At 56.4% G+C, this 18,050-nt stretch carries 21 protein-coding genes and 3 tRNA genes; 6 read left to right on the top strand and 18 right to left on the bottom strand.

The genetic code is table 11. The features are described 5' to 3' along the window. Positions 1-3 precede the first annotated feature (3 nt). The 9 genes from ACJY2L_RS03670 to ACJY2L_RS03630 form a co-directional block, all read right to left on the bottom strand. Positions 4-261 (bottom strand): acyl carrier protein, encoded by a 258-nt coding sequence (locus ACJY2L_RS03670; protein ID WP_439212953.1) that lies wholly within the window; start codon positions 259-261, stop codon positions 4-6. 20 nt (positions 262-281) lie between these two features. Continuing rightward, positions 282-539, bottom strand: coding sequence for a phosphopantetheine-binding protein (locus tag ACJY2L_RS03665; protein WP_439212952.1), 258 nt, complete (start codon positions 537-539; stop codon positions 282-284). Between the two features lie 13 nt (positions 540-552). Beyond that, complete coding sequence (locus tag ACJY2L_RS03660; RefSeq protein WP_439213104.1) at positions 553-1,278, bottom strand: lysophospholipid acyltransferase family protein; 726 nt, start codon at positions 1,276-1,278, stop codon at positions 553-555. A gap of 46 nt (positions 1,279-1,324) precedes the next feature. Beyond that, positions 1,325-2,047, bottom strand: a complete 723-nt coding sequence (locus tag ACJY2L_RS03655) for a beta-ketoacyl synthase chain length factor (protein ID WP_439212951.1) — start codon at positions 2,045-2,047, stop codon at positions 1,325-1,327. Positions 2,048-2,197: 150 nt separating this feature from the next. Continuing rightward, on the bottom strand, positions 2,198-2,584 hold the full coding sequence (locus ACJY2L_RS03650; protein ID WP_187486343.1) for a hypothetical protein: 387 nt from the start codon (positions 2,582-2,584) through the stop codon (positions 2,198-2,200). Positions 2,585-2,803: 219 nt separating this feature from the next. Beyond that, entirely contained in the window at positions 2,804-4,177 is a 1,374-nt protein-coding gene (locus tag ACJY2L_RS03645) for an efflux transporter outer membrane subunit (protein WP_439212950.1), read from the bottom strand. After that, complete coding sequence (locus ACJY2L_RS03640; protein ID WP_067429433.1) at positions 4,174-5,268, bottom strand: HlyD family secretion protein; 1,095 nt, start codon at positions 5,266-5,268, stop codon at positions 4,174-4,176. The genes ACJY2L_RS03645 and ACJY2L_RS03640 overlap by 4 nt, the downstream gene beginning before the upstream one ends. Continuing rightward, positions 5,265-6,950, bottom strand: coding sequence for an MFS transporter (locus ACJY2L_RS03635; RefSeq protein WP_067429430.1), 1,686 nt, complete (start codon positions 6,948-6,950; stop codon positions 5,265-5,267). The genes ACJY2L_RS03640 and ACJY2L_RS03635 overlap by 4 nt, the downstream gene beginning before the upstream one ends. Then, on the bottom strand, positions 6,951-7,382 hold the full coding sequence (locus tag ACJY2L_RS03630) for a MarR family winged helix-turn-helix transcriptional regulator (protein ID WP_067429428.1): 432 nt from the start codon (positions 7,380-7,382) through the stop codon (positions 6,951-6,953). A 160-nt stretch (positions 7,383-7,542) separates the two neighbouring features. Here ACJY2L_RS03630 and ACJY2L_RS03625 point away from each other — a divergent pair, with 160 nt between their 5' ends. Then, positions 7,543-8,403 (top strand): AraC family transcriptional regulator, encoded by an 861-nt coding sequence (locus ACJY2L_RS03625; protein WP_419470711.1) that lies wholly within the window; start codon positions 7,543-7,545, stop codon positions 8,401-8,403. 33 nt (positions 8,404-8,436) lie between these two features. After that, positions 8,437-8,841, top strand: a complete 405-nt coding sequence (locus ACJY2L_RS03620; protein WP_439212949.1) for a DUF2000 family protein — start codon at positions 8,437-8,439, stop codon at positions 8,839-8,841. 2 nt (positions 8,842-8,843) lie between these two features. On the opposite strand, the gene ACJY2L_RS03615 is transcribed toward ACJY2L_RS03620, so the two are convergent. Next, the gene (locus tag ACJY2L_RS03615) at positions 8,844-9,707 is read right to left on the bottom strand and encodes a lipid kinase (RefSeq protein ID WP_439212948.1); all 864 of its coding nucleotides are present in this window, start codon (positions 9,705-9,707) and stop codon (positions 8,844-8,846) included. Positions 9,708-9,909: 202 nt separating this feature from the next. Between ACJY2L_RS03615 and ACJY2L_RS03610 the strand changes: the two genes are divergently transcribed. Both ACJY2L_RS03610 and ACJY2L_RS03605 read left to right on the top strand, forming a co-directional pair. After that, positions 9,910-10,341 (top strand): biofilm development regulator YmgB/AriR family protein, encoded by a 432-nt coding sequence (locus ACJY2L_RS03610; protein ID WP_439212947.1) that lies wholly within the window; start codon positions 9,910-9,912, stop codon positions 10,339-10,341. A gap of 156 nt (positions 10,342-10,497) precedes the next feature. After that, entirely contained in the window at positions 10,498-12,000 is a 1,503-nt protein-coding gene (locus ACJY2L_RS03605; protein WP_439212946.1) for a SulP family inorganic anion transporter, read from the top strand. A gap of 46 nt (positions 12,001-12,046) precedes the next feature. Here ACJY2L_RS03605 and ACJY2L_RS03600 read toward each other — a convergent pair whose 3' ends face one another. Next, positions 12,047-12,256, bottom strand: a complete 210-nt coding sequence (locus ACJY2L_RS03600) for a DUF2767 family protein (protein WP_067429405.1) — start codon at positions 12,254-12,256, stop codon at positions 12,047-12,049. A gap of 345 nt (positions 12,257-12,601) precedes the next feature. Between ACJY2L_RS03600 and ACJY2L_RS03595 the strand changes: the two genes are divergently transcribed. Then, on the top strand, positions 12,602-12,745 hold the full coding sequence (locus tag ACJY2L_RS03595) for a hypothetical protein (RefSeq protein WP_336470216.1): 144 nt from the start codon (positions 12,602-12,604) through the stop codon (positions 12,743-12,745). A 190-nt stretch (positions 12,746-12,935) separates the two neighbouring features. On the opposite strand, the gene ACJY2L_RS03590 is transcribed toward ACJY2L_RS03595, so the two are convergent. From ACJY2L_RS03590 to uvrY, 6 genes are all read right to left on the bottom strand, one after another. Next, positions 12,936-13,021 (bottom strand) — tRNA-Leu (locus ACJY2L_RS03590). Positions 13,022-13,032: 11 nt separating this feature from the next. After that, a tRNA-Cys gene (locus ACJY2L_RS03585) sits at positions 13,033-13,106 on the bottom strand. Positions 13,107-13,147: 41 nt separating this feature from the next. Then, positions 13,148-13,223 (bottom strand) — tRNA-Gly (locus tag ACJY2L_RS03580). A 151-nt stretch (positions 13,224-13,374) separates the two neighbouring features. Next, entirely contained in the window at positions 13,375-13,923 is a 549-nt protein-coding gene (gene pgsA / locus ACJY2L_RS03575) for a CDP-diacylglycerol--glycerol-3-phosphate 3-phosphatidyltransferase (protein ID WP_067429402.1), read from the bottom strand. 69 nt (positions 13,924-13,992) lie between these two features. Continuing rightward, the gene (gene uvrC / locus ACJY2L_RS03570; protein ID WP_067429399.1) at positions 13,993-15,825 is read right to left on the bottom strand and encodes an excinuclease ABC subunit UvrC; all 1,833 of its coding nucleotides are present in this window, start codon (positions 15,823-15,825) and stop codon (positions 13,993-13,995) included. Next, positions 15,818-16,477, bottom strand: a complete 660-nt coding sequence (gene uvrY, locus ACJY2L_RS03565) for a UvrY/SirA/GacA family response regulator transcription factor (RefSeq protein WP_067429397.1) — start codon at positions 16,475-16,477, stop codon at positions 15,818-15,820. Before uvrY ends, uvrC begins: the two co-directional genes overlap by 8 nt. Positions 16,478-16,916: 439 nt before the next feature. Here uvrY and ACJY2L_RS03560 point away from each other — a divergent pair, with 439 nt between their 5' ends. Continuing rightward, positions 16,917-17,141: a DUF2594 family protein gene (locus tag ACJY2L_RS03560; RefSeq protein WP_067429394.1), complete on the top strand. Its 225-nt coding sequence runs from the start codon at positions 16,917-16,919 to the stop codon at positions 17,139-17,141. A 199-nt stretch (positions 17,142-17,340) separates the two neighbouring features. Here the strand turns inward: ACJY2L_RS03560 and ACJY2L_RS03555 are convergent, their stop codons facing one another. Then, complete coding sequence (locus ACJY2L_RS03555; protein ID WP_067429391.1) at positions 17,341-17,955, bottom strand: acyl-homoserine-lactone synthase; 615 nt, start codon at positions 17,953-17,955, stop codon at positions 17,341-17,343. Positions 17,956-18,050: the final 95 nt, after the last annotated feature.

Genomic DNA, 18,050 nt, shown 5'->3' with positions numbered 1-18,050 from the left:
GGCTTAGCCTTCGGCGTCTTCGTTAAGCAGCTGCTCAACCGCGTCGACCACGTCCTGCACCGTGCGCACCGCTTTGAAAATTTCCGGTTTGATTTTACGGCCGATGCGTTTTTGCAGGTGCACCACCATATCCACCGCGTCAATACTGTCGAGCTCCAGATCTTCATACAGCCGTGATTCAGGCGTAATCTCCGCCGCATCAAGTTCAAACAGCTGCACCAGCAGATCGGTGACTTCCTGATAAATCGCGTTTTTGTTCATAGGTTACTCATCAAACAGGTTTAGCTGCGCTGCACGCTGATAAACGCGGCCAGCGAGGCGACCGAAAAGAAGTGCTGCCGCATCGCTTCGCTTTCCGCAGAGAGCACCACGCCGTAGCGATTTTTAACCGCCAGTCCCAGCTCCAGGGCGTCGATGGAGTCGAGCCCCAGCCCGTCGCCAAACAGCGGTGCCTGCGCGTCGATATCCTCTGGCGTTAAATCTTCAAGGTTTAACGTATCGATAATCATTTGTTTAATCTCAGGGATTAACGCATCCATTATTGTTTCCACATCACAAGTCATCTTTTGGTGTTAACGCCTGCTGCAGCTCGCGCGTCAGGCGACGAGCAGCCAGCGGCTGCGCATCATCGTCGTGCTGACCGGCGATGCGTTCACGCACGCGCACGGTAAAATGGGGCCTGGCCGCCGGGATCTGATACCAGCGGCTCTGTTTGTCCAGCATGCGCCTGTCGCAGGTAATATGAACGATACGCAGTTCGCATCCGGCGCGAACGGCAATGTTGGCCGCGCCGCGCTGTAGCTTCAGCGGTTCGCCATAGCGTGTGCGGGTGCCTTCCGGAAAAATCAGCAGGGTATCGCCCTGCGCCAGCCGCTGCTGGCTTTCCGGCAACAGCGTTGCCGCCTCGCTGTTAAGCAGATAATCCGCAGAACGGATCACGCCGCGAAAAAACGGGTGATGCCGCAGCTCGGCTTTCACCAGGCAATCCACGTCCGGCAGCTGCGAGGCGATCAACACATAGTCGATCAGCGATGGATGATTGGCGACGATCAAACAGCCGCGATCGGCACGCAGCGCCTCCAGTCCCTCGAAGTGATAGCTGTAGACGCCAACGGCCTTACAAAAGCGTAAAAAACAGCGGAAGCTGAAGGCGATAGAACGGCGTGCCAGCTGGCGGCGACGCACCGGCTGGCGCACGCAGAGCAGCAGCACGTTAAACCAGGTCAGCGACAGCAGCAGGCCACCGATGCTGAACAGCGAAAAACTCACGGCGGTCATCAACAGCCGCCAGAGATAGTTCAGACGGCTGGCCAGAGAAGCCAGCTTAGCCACAGCGCCGATCCCAGTGCCAGATCCCCTGCGCGCCCTGCACCTGAAATGCCGGATCGCCACTGAGCGCGCCCTGTAAAAACTGCATGCTTTGCGGCAGCGGCATCACTTCCCGTTCTGCCAGCTCGTAGCGGCAGCTCAGCACTTCATCTTTAGCGAACAGCAGCGCCACGGCATAAGGTGCGCTGAACTCGCCTGGCAGGAAGGATTGATAATGTCCTGGCACGGCGCCGTCGAAATCGACCAGCAGCACGTGCTGATGACCCGCCTCCATCATCGCCAACACCTCAAATAGCCCTTGCTGAAAAGTGTCGATGCCCGCGGCCACCGAGGTGGCAACCAGCGGCTGGGCAGCGGCGATGGTCAAGCTGCCGGCCGCGGCGTTATGCACCGACATGGCAAAATCGGTCGGCGACAGCGGCTGATCGCTGGCGATAGCGGTAAGAATGCGCAGGTTACGCTCCAGCTCGCCGTGGCGGCTGGTAAACACCAGCGCATCCACCGGCTGGCGCTTGAGCACCGCCAGGCCGCAGTCAACCGCCGCCCGGCTGCCGCTGCTGAGACGACGCGCGGTCATCATCGGCAAATGGCTGCATTTTGCCAGCGGCAGTTCGCTATCCGGCACCTCAGGCGCGGCGGCCCAACGCTGCCACTCTTCTGCCGAGGTAAGCCCAGGCGCACTCGCCTGCCAGTCAAGGAGTCTCAAAGTGAATTTCATGCAACCGTTCTATAGTTAAACGCGATTGATCTGGGCGCTATCCCTGCCTGCCAGCTGGCGAAACAGCCGGATAACGCTACGGAGTTCACTCCATCGGCACGCTGCTACCGATCTTTACGTTCCCCGGCAGATTTCTCATCGTCGGGGATATTACTTCAGCTGCTGCGCGGATAAACGCACCTGGATATCCTGATTCAGCGCGGTCACCCAGTTGTTGTAGTTGCGGTGGATCTCGTTATCCGCTGCCAGCAGGTTTTCGCTGCTGACGTAATGAATGCTGTAACGCGATGGCGTGTAGTCGACGCGAATATTCGCTACGTGGCCACGCTGTGCCAGTCGGCCGTTGATGACGCCCGGTGCTACCGGCGTCATCACCCAGTGCCGCGTGATACCCGCTTCGACGATCGCCTGACGCATTTGATTGTCGCTGTAATGACCGATAACCGGCTGATCAATATTGTTGATCGGCGCGGTACGTGCACAACCAGCCAGTGATGCCACCGCCACGATCACGGCAATAAGATAACGGTTTTTCACAAAATCAATCCTTTAATTAAGGCGCTTCAGATAACCTATTCCAGCTATCGGTGGCGCGGTACGGAGGGGTGATAACGAAGCGGGCAGTAAAAATCGCGCGTAGAGTAGCACTTATTGTCAAGTTGGGTAAAGCGGCGAGGCGTGGGGTTGCGGGGCGAAACAGCGGCAAAAAAACGGGCCGTTGGCCCGTTTAGTCTGTTCATCGTGGTACTGGTGGGCTCAGGGCTGCCAGCCGCCGCCCAGCGCGCGATAGAGATCAATCTGGGCCAGCAGCAGGTTGTTTTTCAGCTGCACCAGATTGAGCTGGGTACTGAACAGGGTGCGCTGCGCATCAAGCTCATCAAGGAAAGAAGCGTAACCATTTTGATAACGGTTATGCGCAATGCGCAACGCCTCGGTGACAAACTCCTGCTGCTTCGTCAGCTCCTGCAACTGCTCGCGATAGCGCGTAATGGCATCCAGATCGTCATTAACTTCACTGAAGGCGTTACGCACCACCTTTTCATAGTTAAACAGCGCCTGGTTACGCGCTGCCATTGACTGATCGACCTGCGCGGTCAGGGCTTCGCGATTGAGCAGCGGCGCCAGCACGCTGCCGCCAATGCTCCACAGGCGGAAAGGATTATCCACCAGCTGATGCAGCTCCATGCTCTCCAGCGTGCCGGACGCGGTAAGGTTCAGCGACGGCAGCAGGCGGGCTTTGGCTGTGCTCAACGAGGCATCTGCGGCCAGCAGTTGACGCTGTGCCTGAACGATATCCGGTCGACGCTGCATCAGCGTGGAGGGCAGCACGCCCGGCAGCGGCTGCGGCATGACCTGACTGAAGTCGTAGCGGCGGGCAATCTCACGCGGATTCATGCCAACCAAAATGCTGAGGGCATTCTCCTGACGGGCGATTTGGTGCTGCAGCTGCGGAATTTGCGATTTCGCCGTCTGGTATTCGGTGGACGCCTGCATCCACTCCAGCCGTGAGGTATAGCCGATTTCAAACTGCCGCTGCGCCAGTTTCAGTGAGTTTTCACGCGTCGCCAGCGTCGCTTCGGTGACGCGCAGCTGCTCATCCAGCGAACAGAGCGTCAGGTAGCTGGAGGCCACCGAGCTGGCGATGGTGAGTTCTGCGGCGCTGGCCGCCGCCTGCTGCGCCGCCAGTGAGGCCTCTGCCGCGGCAATGCTGCTGCTGCGTGCCCCCCAGATATCCACTTCGTAGCTGGTTTGCAGCTGGCCCTGAAACAGATCGCTGTCGTGCGGCTGACCGGTCGCGGCGCTTAAGGTGCGCGAGCGCCCGGCCGAGAAGCCGCCCTGCACGACCGGCAGATCGGCGCCTTCAGCGCCACGTAGCTGAGCACGAAATTGATCGACCCGTGACCGGGCGACCAGCACGTCAGGATTGTTGCGCAGCGCCTGATCCACCAGCCGGTTCATATTTTCATCGCCAAAGGCGCGCCACCATTGCGACTCCACCGCCGAAGATGGCCCCACCTGGCCGCGCCAGGCGGTGGGAATCAGCAGCGACGCCGGTGCACGATCGACCTCGGTGGCGCATCCCGCCAGCAGCAGCGGTAGCAGGCAGATCAGTAAGGTTTTGCGCCTCATTGCTGAGCCTCGCGCGGCGGCACGGCGGCTGACGTATCGATGCTGACCTCAACCGACATGCCTGGCCGCAGACGCTGCTGATCGCCGGTGATTTTGATGCGCACCGGAATGCGTTGGGCAATCTTCACAAAGTTGCCGGTGGCGTTATCCGGCGAAATGGCGCTGAACTCCGAGCCCGCCGCCGGTGAGATAAATTCTACTTCACCGCTGAATTTCTGATGGTTGAGCGCATCAACGGTAAACGTCACCGCCATGCCGGGATGGACGTTTGCCAGCTGCGTCTCTTTCATGTTGGCGATGACCCATTTTTCCGCTGGCACCACCGAGGTCAGCCGCGTGCCGGCGCTGACGTAGGCGCCCTTCCGCACCGCTATCTGCCCAAGCTGGCCATCGTCGGGCGCAATAATACGCGTATTAACCAGATCGATTTGCGCCAGCTCCAGCGCGGCTCTGGCGCTGGCCACATCGCCTTCCAGCGAGGCGCGATTGACGATCACCGTTTGCAAATTCTGCTTTGACACTTCCAGCGTCGCGGCCGCCTGCTGAATGGCCGCCTGCGCCTGCGTGTTGCTGGCCCGTGCGGCATCACGTTCGCGCACCGAGAGCGAGCCGTCGGCGGCAAGGTTTTCCACGCGCTTGAGATCAAAACCGCTGCGCTGCGCCTGCGCTTTGGCATTGGCCAGCGCCGCATTATTGCTTTCAATGGTAGCCTGCGCGCTGCGGCGCTGCTGCTGGTTATTGGCTAATGCCGCCAGTTTCATTGCCAGCTGCGCTTCGGCCTGATGCACGCGCTGACGATAAATCCGATCGTCAATGGTCATCAACAGCTGGCCTTTGTGCACCGGCTGCAGATCGATCACCTCAACCGAGGTGATATAGCCATTGACCTGCGGGCTGATAAAGGTGACCTGGCCACGCACATAGGCATTTTCGGTGCTCTGAATGGCGCTGTTGAACGGCCAGATCTGCCATGCGTACAGGATAACCAGCACGCCAACCAGCGCGATGCCGCCGCCAATGGCGATGGATAAAATACGTAGCCGGTTCGTGCGTTCGCGCTCGTTGGCCTGATTTTCGCCCTGCTGACTCATTCTTTCTCCGTTGATGTTGCCAAAGTAGCCTGCTGTCGTTGCTCAGCCAGAAGACGCTGCGCCTGGCGCCAGTTCAGGTAACGCTGACGCGTCAACCGCCACAGCACCCACATCAGGGTGCCAAGCGCCAGCGCCGCCGTCAGCAAATAGGTATCATTATAGGCCAGCACGTTAGCCTGCAACGTGGCCACCGTTTGCAGCTGCGCGCTGCTCTGCGCGCTAAGCAGCGTGGGGTCACCGAGTTGGCTGTTAAACAGCGCGGCGTACTGATTCAGTCGATCGGTCACGTTCGGGTCGAGCAGTGAAAGCTGATCGCCCAGCAGGCTGGAGTGATATTTCTCGCGCCAGGTTTGAAAGGTGCCCAGCACCGCGGCGCCGATCAACCCGCCCAGATTTTGACTCATGCCAAACAGCACCACAAAGCTCACCAGGTTTTTCGGCTGCGTCACCACGTTGCCAATGCCCAACAGCATGGCCGGCGCGAGGAAAAAGGCGCTGCTGAAACCGAGCAGAAACTGACTAATGTACATGTTATTACCGCGGGTCAGCGGGCTCGCCTGCGCATCCATCCACGAGGCGACCATCATGATCAGCAGCGAGGTTACAATGGGCCAGTTCAGGTGTCCGGGCTTGATGGTCAGCGCACTGGCGACAATCCCCAGCACCACGCCAGAGATGATCGCCAGCGCTAAATTGTGCATCTGCTCATTTTGCAGGCCCAGCGCCTGCAGAAAACCGATGGCGCCGGTATTCTGCTCCGCCAGCACAATGCGCATCATGATCATCACAAATCCAAGGCGAATCATCGCCCCGCTGCCGAGCCAGCGGGTATTGATCAGCGGATTTTTACGGTTATGTTCCACCACGATCGCCGCGACAATCAGCACCACCGCCAGCGCCAGCGCCACGCCGAGCCACGGCGTGCTGAACCACCACTCAATGCGCCCCAGCGACAGCACGGCACAGATCAGCGCCATGCCCGGTGCCAGCAAAATGAAGGTGACGAAATCCATTTTTTCAAACACCTTCATGCGATCGCCCGGCGGCAGCTTCAGCACCAGCACGCAGCCAAAGGCGATCATCGCCAGCCCAAGCTCAAACAGATAGAGACCGCGCCACTCCTCAAGTTGCAGCAGCTCGCTGGAAAAGAGACGCGCCAGCGGAATCGCCAGCTGAGAAGCGCAGATGCCAATGGTCAGCGCTTTCAGTCGGTGCTTCGCCGGCCAGGCCTGAATCTGATAGTAAATACCCAGCGAGCTCAGCGCCGCACCCACCATGCCGTGGGCGGCACGCACGATGATCGCCGAACTGAGATCGTTAACGAACAGGTGGAAAAAGGCCACCAGCGCATAGAGCAGCAGAAAGGCTTCGGTAAAGGTGCGCAGTCCGTACTGCTGGCGGAATTTCACCAGCAGCAGGTTGATGGAGATGTTGCCCATCACGTACACCGCCGGCAGCCAGGCGATCTCATTGGTGTAGGCGCCAAAGGTGCCCTGCAGATTGATTAGATTAGCGGTCACCAGCGCGTTACTCAGCGCGCCGGTTATCGAAATCAGCAGCCCGATAACGCCAAAGGCGATGCGCCGCGGCCACGGATGCAGCGGCGTTGAGGGCGAGCCCGGTAGCATTGGCTTTTCATGAGGCAGCCATTCGCGCGGCCCGTAAGGATTGCTTTTCGCCACTTATACCGTCCCGATCTTCACTAACAGCCGTTGCAGCACCTGCTGAGTCACCGCCAACTGCTCAGGGGGAATATCGGCAAGCAGTTCGGCCCGCAGGCTGTCCGCTTCCGCCTTGACGCTGCTGTAAAGCGCGCTGCCTTTTTCGGTCACGGAAAGCAGACGCTTACGACGATCTTCATCCGGCTGAATGCGCTGCACCAGATCCTGTTTCACCAGCCGCTGCACCAAAGGCACCACGCTGGCTTCTTCCAGCCCAAGCAGTTGCGCCAGCATTTTCTGGGTAATCGGTTCCGCTTCACCGGCAATGGCCGCCACCGCCAGCCAGCTGCTCATGCCAAAGCCGCTGGCCTTGACGCGACGATCGATCGCCAGCCGCCAGGCGTGTGCCGTACGGTGCAGAAGACGTGAAAAGTGAACAAAGGCGTCATCCAAAATGTAGATACCTAATCATTAGAGGTCTAACTAAATCTGGCAACAGTATAGCCATCGCATTAACGGTTGGAAATGTTCGGCAGAAAAGATCCTGCACGGTTTGCTTTTTTTTTGCCCGAAACGGTAATCTGCTTGCTCGCTTTGCTTAAGGGAGAGCACCGTGAGTCAGCAACCGCACCACTGGATCGATTTTCGTCGCGACAGCGATATGCAGATCGAAGCGATACGCGCCCATTTCACTGGCCATGCTTACGATCCGCACTGGCATGACAGCTATTTGATCGGCGTGACCGAACAGGGCATTCAGCAGTTTCACTCCCGCCGCGAACGCCACCGTAGCCGTCCGGGCACGGTGTTTCTGCTTGAGCCTGGCGATCTGCACGATGGCGACGCTATTGACGCGCAGGGCTTTACCTACCGCATGCTTTATCTGCAACCGGCGCTGATTGCCCAGCACATGGCGGCGATTTTTGCCGACCTGCCCGCGGGCTATGAACTCAATTTTGCCGCCACGCTCAGCGACGATCGTCCGCTGGCGCAGGCGACGTTCAACGCCTGGCAGCATCTTGCCGGTGACGCGCCGCTGATGGTGAAAGAGGCGGCCTTGCAGCAGATATTTTCCCATCTCACCCGCCATCAGTTCTGGCGTAAGCAACAGCGTGAACACCTGCAGGAACATCGTCTGGCGGAGCAGACACATGAATTTTTGCAGGCGCATTACGGCGAGAATATTGGACTGGGTGAGATTGCCAGCTTGCTTGAGGCCGATCGCTTTCGTCTGACACGCGCCTTTCAGCAACGTTTTGGGCTGGCGCCCCACGCCTGGCTGATTCATAAGCGCCTGAATGAAGCACGACGACTGCTGGCCGCCGGACAGACGCCGGTAGCGGTGGCGGCCGAGGTCGGCTTTGCCGATCAAAGCCATTTAGGCCGCTGGTTTCGCCGCGTCTATCAACTGACCCCCGCAGATTATCGCCAGCGCTGCACAAATCTTCCAGACCGCCCGATCCGCTCTCGCTAAGCTGGGATTTTGATAGCCGACTGAGGACTGAAAATGGAAGATCGCTGCGTTATTATCCTGAACCACACCCTGCCCAGCGGCAAAGCCGCCAACGCCGCCGCCGTGATGGCGCTAACGCTTGGCCAGCGCTATCCGCATTTCGTCGGTGAACCGCTGTGCGATGCGCAGGGCCGCGCCTTTCCGGGTTTGATCACCAGCGGCGTGCCGGTGCTGGCCGCTTCCGATGAGCAGCTGGCCGCGCTCTGTGCGCGCTGTGAAGAACAGCAGTTGGATCGCATCCTGTTTCCGGCTGCCGGGCAGCAGACCACCGACTATGCTGCCCTGACCGCGGTGGTCAGTGAAACCGATGCTACGCACTGGCCGCTGTGCGGCATGGCGGTGGTGGCAGAGAAAAAGGCGTTACGTAAACTGACCGCTGCGCTAACGCTCTTTACCTGATATCAGCCGACGAAAACCCGCACGGCATGACGCCGCAAAGAAAAGTGCGCGGGCGTAGTGCCGACAATTTCCCCGTCAGCATTAATGTCGTGCGGGCGGCGCGTCTCAACGATGAGCGCGGTGGCGGGAAAAGCGCGAACTTTACGCCAGCGCCCCTGTGTACCGCGGCGCAGCGCTGGCAACAGCGCCATCATTTCCCACCAGTGATGGAGTTCAAGGCTGTAGACATCCAGTCGCCCATCGTCCGGTGCCGCATCCTCCGCCACCGCCATGCCACCGCCGTAGAAACGGCCATTGCCCACCGACAGCTGCAAGGTTTTTACCTTCTCGCGCTTGCCGTCATGTTGCAGCCATAAGGTGAAAGGCCGACTCTGACGAAAAATCTTGATGGCCGCCAGCGCATAACCGAGCACGCCCCAGCGTTTTTTCGAGGCGGCAGTAAGATTTTTCGCCAGCGACGCAGAAAACCCAATGCTGGCCACGTTAAAAAAGGCGCGCTGATTGACCATACCGACATCGATAGCGCGCAGCTTGTGCCCGGCAGCAACCGCAATTGCCTGCGACAGATCGCGCGGCAGGTTAAGCGTACGCGCCAGATCGTTGGCGGTGCCCAGAGGCAGAATTGCTAACGGCAGCTGATGACGAATCAGCGCATCGGCGGCGGCGTTCAGCGACCCATCGCCGCCGCCAACGATTACGCGATCCACCTCCGCCGCATGCCGGTCAATCGCTTCGGCAATAGAGAGTGACGGATCGGGCATCACTGTCGTCACACCCGCTGCCCGCAGCTGGTCAACCGCCTGCTGCCAGTGGCGTTGGCCATGACGGGAAAAACGGTTTATCAACAGCAAGGCGCGCAATGACATAAGAATTCCTTGATAAAAAAGAGCTTATTCAAGCGTGTGGCCGTCTCGCTTTCAAGCAGCCTTACACAGCCTTACGTCCATGTTTATCCAAACAGGCGTAACGATAACGTCAAATTTGCACAGCTTTTTATTTGTTTTAATCCATTGATTTTAAACGTTAATCACAAATAGTTTATAATGCGATTGTGCAGATTTTGCTGATTTGTATGACTTTACTCCCCGTGAATCGGATAACGATTCAGTAACGAATGATGCCATTGCGTCGCCTCTGAAGGTGTTAGAGGATTTCCACCTTCAGAGGTTTTTTTATGCCTGTGCCGTGATGATGGTTGCGCGCCTGTCGATCGTCATATTTAAACTTAGCAAAACCGATAAGGATGACGCTATGTTGCGTACCCTGCCTCACGGCGCCAGCGAGCTTGCTGACTATTTCAATCATGGTAGCGCGTTAAATGAACTGGAAATGTTGGGCGCGGTGGTGGCCGAGTTGCTGATTAAGAGTAAACAGGTTAACCACCACACGTTAATTGCCCGCCTGTCTCAGCTGCCGGCGGACGAAACCGATGCGGTTAAGGTGGATGTTTGCCGCTGTGTGCTGGAACGGGTGATCCAGAAAACCCCTGTCGAATCCTGAAAGCGTGCAGGCGCTTGCCGGTGGCGCGCTGCTGACTTAGCGCTGGCATCTGCGCTTTATCCCCGGTAACATTCCCGCGTTATACCTTCCCTTCTCCTCTCCTGGCGCACGCTACTGATGCCGCCGGATACATGATAAAAGAGCCTGTTAATAATTATGACGACGACTTCAGATGCATCGGTGCAGCCGCACAGCAATGCGAACCTGAACGTGGCCAGCGTGCTGCGTTCGCCACGGTTACTGACCCGGGAATGCCTGGCCGGAACCATCACCGCACTGGCGTTAATTCCTGAAGTGATCTCGTTTTCGGTGATCTCCGGCGTTGATCCCAAGGCCAGCATTATCGCTTCAATTGTGCTCTGCCTGACGCTCACCCTGCTTGGCGGCCGACCGGCGATGGTCACCGCCGCCGCCGGTTCAGTGGCGCTGGTGATCGGCCCAATGGTGCATGCTCACGGCACCGCCTATATCCTGCCCGCGGTGGTTTTTGCCGGGATGATTCAGATTATCTTTGGCCTGGCGGGCCTGGCGCGCATGATGCGCTATATCCCACGCTCGGTGATGATTGGCTTTGTTAATGCGCTCGGTATTCTGATTTTTGTCGCGCAGGTGCCGCACGTGCTGGGACAATCGCCACTGGTCTGGCTGCTGTTCGCGCTGACCATTGCGATCGTGGTACTGCTGCCGCGCCTGTTGAAGAGCGTGCCGTCGCCGCTGATCGCCATTGTCGGTATCACGGCGCTGGTGATGGTGATGGGCTATCAGGTGCCCAATGTTGGTGATGAAGGTGAAATGCTGCCGGGTCTGCCGGGCTTTACCGAACTGCTGGTGCCGCTTAACTGGCAAACTTTTGCCATTATCTGGCCCACCGCGCTCAGCATCGCTTTTGTCGGCCTGATGGAATCTCTGCTGACCGCCAAGCTGGTTGATGACCTGACCGACACCCTCTCCAGCAAACGTCGCGAATCCTGGGGTCTGGGCGTTGCCAATATCTTTGCCGGTTTTTATGGCGGCGTTGGCGGCTGTGCGATGATCGGCCAGACCATCGTTAACGTCGAGCTGGGCAAAGCGCGCACCCGTGTGTCAACGTTTGCCGCCGCCATGGTGCTGTTGCTGCTGGTGACCGGACTGAGTGAAGTGATGGCGCAGATTCCAATGGTGGTGCTGGCGGGTATCATGATGATCGTCGCGCTGAAAACCCTGAACTGGCACAGTCTGCAGCCCGCCACTTTGAAACGCATGCCGCTTTCTGAGACGCTAATTATGGTGTTAACCGTCACCATTACCGTCTGGACCGGCAACCTGGCCATTGGCGTGCTGAGCGGCGTGCTGCTGGCGATGATGCTGTTTGCGCGGCGCATCGCCCACGTGATTCGCGCGGAACGTACCCTGAACGACGCGGGCACGGTAGCAAATTATCAGGTGCGCGGGCCGCTATTCTTCGCCAGCAGCAACGACCTGTATGAACACTTTGATTACGGCAACGATCCGGCGCAGGTCACTATCGATTTAACCCACGCACAGATTTGGGACGCCTCCAGCGTGGCGGCGATTGATGGCATTGTCGATCGCTATCAGCGTCACAATATTGCGGTAACGCTGATCGGGCTCGACGATCGCAGCAGCGATATGCACAACAAGCTCAGCGGCACACTGTAACTCAACGCCTTCGGCACTGGCTGAAGGCGCAATACGTAAACGGCGATTACTGCGAGAGCACCCTGATCGCCATTTCGTAAAACTTGTCTTCAAACTTATCGTTTCGGGTACGGCGCTCATGTGCCAGCCGCTTGATTATCGACGCTTCTGATACCGCTTCACCCTCACGATGCAGGTTAAATATGGCATCGCCAACAATGGTGCAGAGCACCCCGTAATGCTCACCGGTGTTAAATGCATCAAAATGGTCGCTCATCCTGTTCTCCTTCTACAATTTCAATTCAGGCAATCCGTAACATCCTGTTCAGGCAGGAATATTATTCGCCCTGACAGAGGCAATATTGTAGTGCATTCTGCGGCAGATCCCATTTTCTGCTGGTTATCTGCTGATTTATTCGTCGTCTGACCACACGACCGTTTTTTTCTATCCGCTTTCTTTTCATAGGGTTGTACCAGGCTATGCTTAATGAGCATGGCCGTGCTGCTGCTGTTTCTACAGCGGTGAGCAAAAAGGTAAACGAGTAATGAAAATCTTGCAGGCTATCTGCGGTTAACCACTCTGACGGGGAAGATGATGAATAAATTTTCAAAAGGAATCTGTGTGCTGGTGGCCCTTGCGGCGTTAGCGGGTTGTCAGCATCGCAGCAGCGCGGTAGACAGCGAAGGCCGTCCACACGCGCCAAGCGGACAAGCGGTACCAGGCGGTACGCTGGGTGCTGGCCCGGTGGGTCAGCCACAGTCCTGATTGCCAGACCGTATAGCAAGACCGGCCTGCGGGCCGGTTTTTTTTTCGCTGACCGTTCACCACGCCGCTCATACGCTGCCCTTTCATCACCAGCTGGTGAATTTCAGGCACAAAAAAACCGCCTCTCGGCGGCTACGACATTACTGCATATTACTTTTTTATTTATTCAGATTCTTCGGTAGTACGAAGATGGTGCCCGGGGCGGGACTTGAACCCGCACAGCCATAAGCCGAGGGATTTTAAATCCCTTGTGTCTACCGATTTCACCACCCGGGCGGGGTATAAAGTGGAGGCGCGTCCCGGAGTCGAACCGAGGTGGGCGGATTTGCAATCCGCTGCATGGCCACTCTGCCAACGCGCCTTTGTCCTGCACGATAATCAGCGAGCGCTGCTTATCAAATTTGGAGCGGGAAACGAGACTCGAACTCGCGACCCCGACCTTGGCAAGGTCGTGCTCTACCAACTGAGCTATTCCCGCAATTCATCAGCTAACTATCCGAACCTGCTGATTTTTTTATCGTCTGGCGCGGTGCTGCCTTTCGATGCGTTGCATTCTACTGACCTGTCGCAGCGAGTCAATAAAATTATCCGTTCGTCAGGCGCGTTTGCTGCTTTTTAAATCGTATCGATCACCCTTCAAACAGATCGTTACGAGAAGCGCTTAAATATTGGAACATTGACCAGAAGGTCAGCACTGCCGCAATGTACAACGCCACTACGCCAATCGCCTCAACCGTGGCGTTCGGTCGCCATAACAGGGCAAACAGCGAGAGCATTTGGGCGGTGGTCTTCACTTTGCCAATCCATGACACCGCCACGCTGCTGCGCTTACCAATTTCCGCCATCCACTCGCGCAAGGCCGAAATGATAATTTCACGCGCAATCATCGTCGCCGCAGGCAACGTAATCCACCACGAGTGGAAATATTCCGCTACCAGCACCAGTGCAATGGCCACCATCACTTTATCCGCTACCGGATCGAGAAAGGCACCAAAACGCGTAGTCTGTTTCCAGCGACGCGCCAGAAAGCCATCAAACCAGTCGGTGATGGCGGCGACTATGAAGATAGCGGCGGTAGCGAGCGGTGCCCAGTTGAAAGGCAGATAAAATGCCAGCACGAAGAACGGGATCAGCACGACACGAAACAGGGTAAGCGACGTCGGAATATTAAGTTGCATATGCGCGGTAAATGTCTGGCAAGAGAAGAATTTACCGTATGTTCCTACATTGCCTGCGCTGTTTCAATGCTAGTGTTTGAGCGAGTAGTAGATTTTTTCAGCCAAACCGTGCGAAATCCCCGGCACGTTGGCAATCTCCTCTACACTGGCGTTCATCAGCGGCTGCAGGCCACCCATGTATTTCAGCAGCTGCTGACGCCGTTTCGGGCCGATGCCTTCGATCGATTCCAGTGCGCTGGTGTTTTTAACCTTGGCCCGTTTTTTCCGGTGACCGGCAATTGCGTGATTGTGAGAGTCGTCACGAATATGCTGGATCAGATGCAGCGCGGGTGAATCAGACGGCAGTGAAAAGCCCTCGCCTTCCGGCTCAAAAAACAGCGTCTCCAGACCCGCTTTACGATCGGCGCCCTTCGCCACGCCTAACAGCAGCGGGCGATCTTTATCCCAGGGCACATCCAGTTCGGCGAAAACGTTTTTTGCCTGCGCCAGTTGGCCTTTACCGCCGTCAATCAGAATCAGATCGGGGATTTTATTCTCCTCCAACGCCTTGCCGTAACGGCGACGCAACACCTGATTCATCGCGGCATAATCATCGCCTGGCGTAATGCCGGTGATGTTATAGCGACGATATTCCGAGCGCACCGGACCATTAGCATCAAACACCACGCAGGACGCAACAGTCTGCTCACCCATGGTGTGGCTGATATCAAAACACTCCATGCGGTTAATCTCATCGAGATCCAGCGCCTCTTTCAGCGCAATCATTCGCTGATGAATGGTTGACTGCTGCGACAGGCGGCTGGTCAACGCGGTGGCCGCGTTGGTGCGCGCCAGCTTGAGATAACGGGCGCGATCGCCGCGTGGCTTGCTTTGAATCTGAATGCGCCGCCCGGCCAGCTCGCTCAGCGAGTCGGCCAGCAGCTCACGTTCCGGCAACAGGAAGTCGAGTAAAATCTCGCCTGGCAACGTGCGCGCTTCACTGCCCTGCAGATAAAACTGGCCGACAAAGGTTTGTACCACTTCGGCCAGATCGGTACCGCCTGGCACTTTGGGATAGTAGCTCCGGCTACCCAGCACTTTACCCTGTCGAATAAACAGCACATGCAAACAGGCCAGCCCGGATTCAAACGCTACGCCGATGACGTCCAGATCGTCCCCCTGGTTGGAGACAAACTGCTTCTCGGTGATGCGGCGCACGGCCTGAATCTGATCGCGCAGTCGTGCCGCCTCTTCGAACTTCATCGCCTGACTGGCGACCTCCATGCGTGAAACCAGCTGGTTCAGCACCTGATCGTCTTTTCCGGCCAGAAACAGCCGCACATAGTTGATCTGCTGTGCGTACTCTTCTTCGCTGACCAAACCCGCTACGCAAGGCCCCAGACAGCGCCCAATCTGGTACTGCAGGCAAGGCCGCGTGCGGTTGCGATAGACGTTGTTTTCACACTGGCGAACCGGAAAAACCTTTTGCAGCAGCGCCAGCGTTTCCCGCACCGCATAGCCGTTGGGAAACGGCCCAAAATATTCACCTTTGGCATGTTTGGCACCACGGTGCGACGCCAGCCGCGGATGCGGATCGGCACTGAGAAAAATGTAAGGATATGATTTATCGTCGCGCAGCAGTACGTTGTAACGTGGCTGATAGAGCTTGATGTAGTTATGTTCAAGCAGCAGCGCTTCCGTCTCGGTGTGCGTTACGGTGACGTCAATTTGATGGATGTTAGCAACCAAAGCTTCCGTTTTACGGCTGGCCAGATTCGCGCGGAAGTAGCTGGTCAGGCGCTTTTTTAAATCTTTGGCTTTGCCCACATAAATGACCGTTCCACCAGCATCGTACATGCGATAAACGCCGGGCTGGCTGGTAACGGTTTGCAGAAAAGATTTGGCATCAAAAACTTCATTCACTACTGATCATCGGCTCCGCATTAAACAGGCCATGTCGAATGGCCAGATGCGTTAACTCTACGTCACCGCTGATGTTCAGCTTGCTGAACATACGATAACGATAGCTGTTAACGGTTTTAGGACTCAAATTGAGCTGCTCCGAAATCTCGGTCACCTTCTGCCCTTTGGTAATCATCAGCATAATCTGCAATTCCCGTTCCGACAAACAGCTGAACGGCGATTCCGCCCGTTGCGGTTCGATCTGACTGAGCGCCATCTGCTGAGCGATATCTGAGGCGATATAGCGTTGACCAGAGTGCACCGAACGTATCGCGTTGATCACTTCCTGCGGCGCGGCGCCTTTGCTCAGATAGCCCGATGCGCCAGCCTGCATCACCTTGGCCGGCAGCGGGTTTTCAGTGTAGATGGTTAACATGATGATTTTGCAGTCAGGATTATAGCGCACGATTTTACGTGTCGCCTCCAGACCGCCGATGCCGGGCATATTCATGTCCATCAGCACCACATCAACCGCATGGCTGCGACACCATTTTACCGCGTCTTCACCACAGCACGCTTCGCCGGCGACCATCATGCCTTTAACGTCGTCCAGTATGCGGCGTATCCCTGCGCGTACCAGTTCGTGGTCATCAACCAAAAGGATGCTGATCAAAGAGAATTACTCCGCATGCTGTGAAAAGAAGGCAATAAAAAAGGAGTCAATATATTACTCTTTTTGTATGGCTTATAAAATGCATTTTGTGACGCTAACTCTAGCAGAAAATGAATAGTGCATATTTATAAAAGGGTGAAATTGAGAGCATCGCCGCTGAACGATGAAAATGTTGGCAAATGAGCCATTTCCTGGTTGTTTTGGCTAAGGAAATTATATTTGAGTCACGCATTGAAATAAGATAATCCACGCGTTTCTTCAGTAAAAGCTATGATAAATAACACCCTGAATAGCGAAGAAAAAGCCACTGCATGGCGTGACAAATTCAGCGCAAATTAACACGCGCAGCCCTTGAATGAGATAATAGTCTCATTCAAACTGTTTATCCTTTATTGCTCATATGCCACAACAATCGGGTTTACCGCCCACGGGAGAAGTTATGCACGTTACAGATTTTACGACATCGCAAGAGACACGCGAGCTGGCTGATGAAGTCGCCTGTTTAAAGGCGATGGTAACGCTGATGCTGAAAGGAATGGGTCAGGCCGACGCGGGTAAGGTAATCATTAACATGGAACGGTATATTGCAGAACTGGGCGATCAGCCGCAGGCGCAGGTGTTCAGCAACACCATCAAACAGATTAAAGGTGCCTACCGCCAGTGACGAATCCGGCAGCACGCTGCGTCCCATGGCACCTTAATGCTTGCTGTAGATAAGTCTGGCCCTGAATTTGCCGTGTTGATAACGCGTTTTCAACACGGCTTTTCATTGCGTAAAAACCCGATCGAACCCATTGCCGATGGCTTTTAACACTAACGACACTCCTCCTCCCCGCACCGCTACATGCGGGTTGTCCGCGACGTTAGCGCCCACGCACCTGCCAGTTTACTGACACACCAAAGGTCGGCAGCACTTCTTCAGGATTATAACGTCGTGAACCCCGGTATTTTTCAGCCAACGCGGGTTGTTCGATGGCAATTTTCACTGCAAACAAATTGTCTTCTGATTGAATAATGCCCGGCGTAAGAGGTTCATAAACTACGCCGTGGGCTTCAAACATCTTTTCCAGCATCGGCGTAGTGGCGCTGATTAAGCACTGGATGCCTGACAGTTCTGCCAGCTGCACCGCATGCCACAATAGAAGCAGTGGCAATTCAGCGTCGACATCAAGACGGGCGGAGAAGCGTGACATTTCCCAGACTTCACCGTCAGGAAAAGGCGAAGCGGTGCCTTCAGGCAATTCTGATGGATGCCACGGAATCAGACGCATGCAGCCACAGATACCGTATTGTGCCGTCCAGGCCAGCAGCCAGGTCACATCAGAGCGATCAAAGCGATCGTACTCCTGGCCGGGTGTACTCAAACGCGGCGGGATTGACCACCCTTCCCCACGTGCAAAAACGTCGTATCGGTAGCTGCCTAATTCTGCCAACAGTGATGACGGCATATCCTTGAGCTGGGTTTGAATTATTTTCATTGTGTTCCCCTGTTGCATTCCCTCGTTAGGCTGATAACCAGCACGGGTCAACTGTCATCCTGGCCGAAGGGTAGACAACCGCTTACGTTGACGAA

Source organism: Duffyella sp. Ts4 (assembly GCF_051851875.1).
In the GTDB taxonomy this organism is placed as follows: Bacteria; Pseudomonadota; Gammaproteobacteria; order Enterobacterales; family Enterobacteriaceae; genus Duffyella; species Duffyella gerundensis.
The sequence above is the reverse complement of the archived record's forward strand: the minus strand, read 5'-3'. Positions and strand labels throughout refer to the sequence as shown.

What these genes read in the sequence shown, in the direction of transcription:
- ACJY2L_RS03655 (WP_439212951.1), bottom strand. Translation starts at nt 2,047, where the DNA reads ATGAAATTCACTTTGAGACTCCTTGACTGGCAGGCGAGTGCGCCTGGG.
- ACJY2L_RS03620 (WP_439212949.1), top strand. Translation starts at nt 8,437, where the DNA reads ATGGAAGATCGCTGCGTTATTATCCTGAACCACACCCTGCCCAGCGGC.
- ACJY2L_RS03665 (WP_439212952.1), bottom strand. Translation starts at nt 539, where the DNA reads ATGGATGCGTTAATCCCTGAGATTAAACAAATGATTATCGATACGTTA.
- ACJY2L_RS03670 (WP_439212953.1), bottom strand. Translation starts at nt 261, where the DNA reads ATGAACAAAAACGCGATTTATCAGGAAGTCACCGATCTGCTGGTGCAG.
- ACJY2L_RS03600 (WP_067429405.1), bottom strand. Translation starts at nt 12,256, where the DNA reads ATGAGCGACCATTTTGATGCATTTAACACCGGTGAGCATTACGGGGTG.
- ACJY2L_RS03645 (WP_439212950.1), bottom strand. Translation starts at nt 4,177, where the DNA reads ATGAGGCGCAAAACCTTACTGATCTGCCTGCTACCGCTGCTGCTGGCG.
- ACJY2L_RS03605 (WP_439212946.1), top strand. Translation starts at nt 10,498, where the DNA reads ATGACGACGACTTCAGATGCATCGGTGCAGCCGCACAGCAATGCGAAC.
- ACJY2L_RS03555 (WP_067429391.1), bottom strand. Translation starts at nt 17,955, where the DNA reads ATGAAAATAATTCAAACCCAGCTCAAGGATATGCCGTCATCACTGTTG.
- ACJY2L_RS03560 (WP_067429394.1), top strand. Translation starts at nt 16,917, where the DNA reads ATGCACGTTACAGATTTTACGACATCGCAAGAGACACGCGAGCTGGCT.
- ACJY2L_RS03660 (WP_439213104.1), bottom strand. Translation starts at nt 1,278, where the DNA reads ATGACCGCCGTGAGTTTTTCGCTGTTCAGCATCGGTGGCCTGCTGCTG.
- pgsA (WP_067429402.1), bottom strand. Translation starts at nt 13,923, where the DNA reads ATGCAACTTAATATTCCGACGTCGCTTACCCTGTTTCGTGTCGTGCTG.
- ACJY2L_RS03640 (WP_067429433.1), bottom strand. Translation starts at nt 5,268, where the DNA reads ATGAGTCAGCAGGGCGAAAATCAGGCCAACGAGCGCGAACGCACGAAC.
- ACJY2L_RS03615 (WP_439212948.1), bottom strand. Translation starts at nt 9,707, where the DNA reads ATGTCATTGCGCGCCTTGCTGTTGATAAACCGTTTTTCCCGTCATGGC.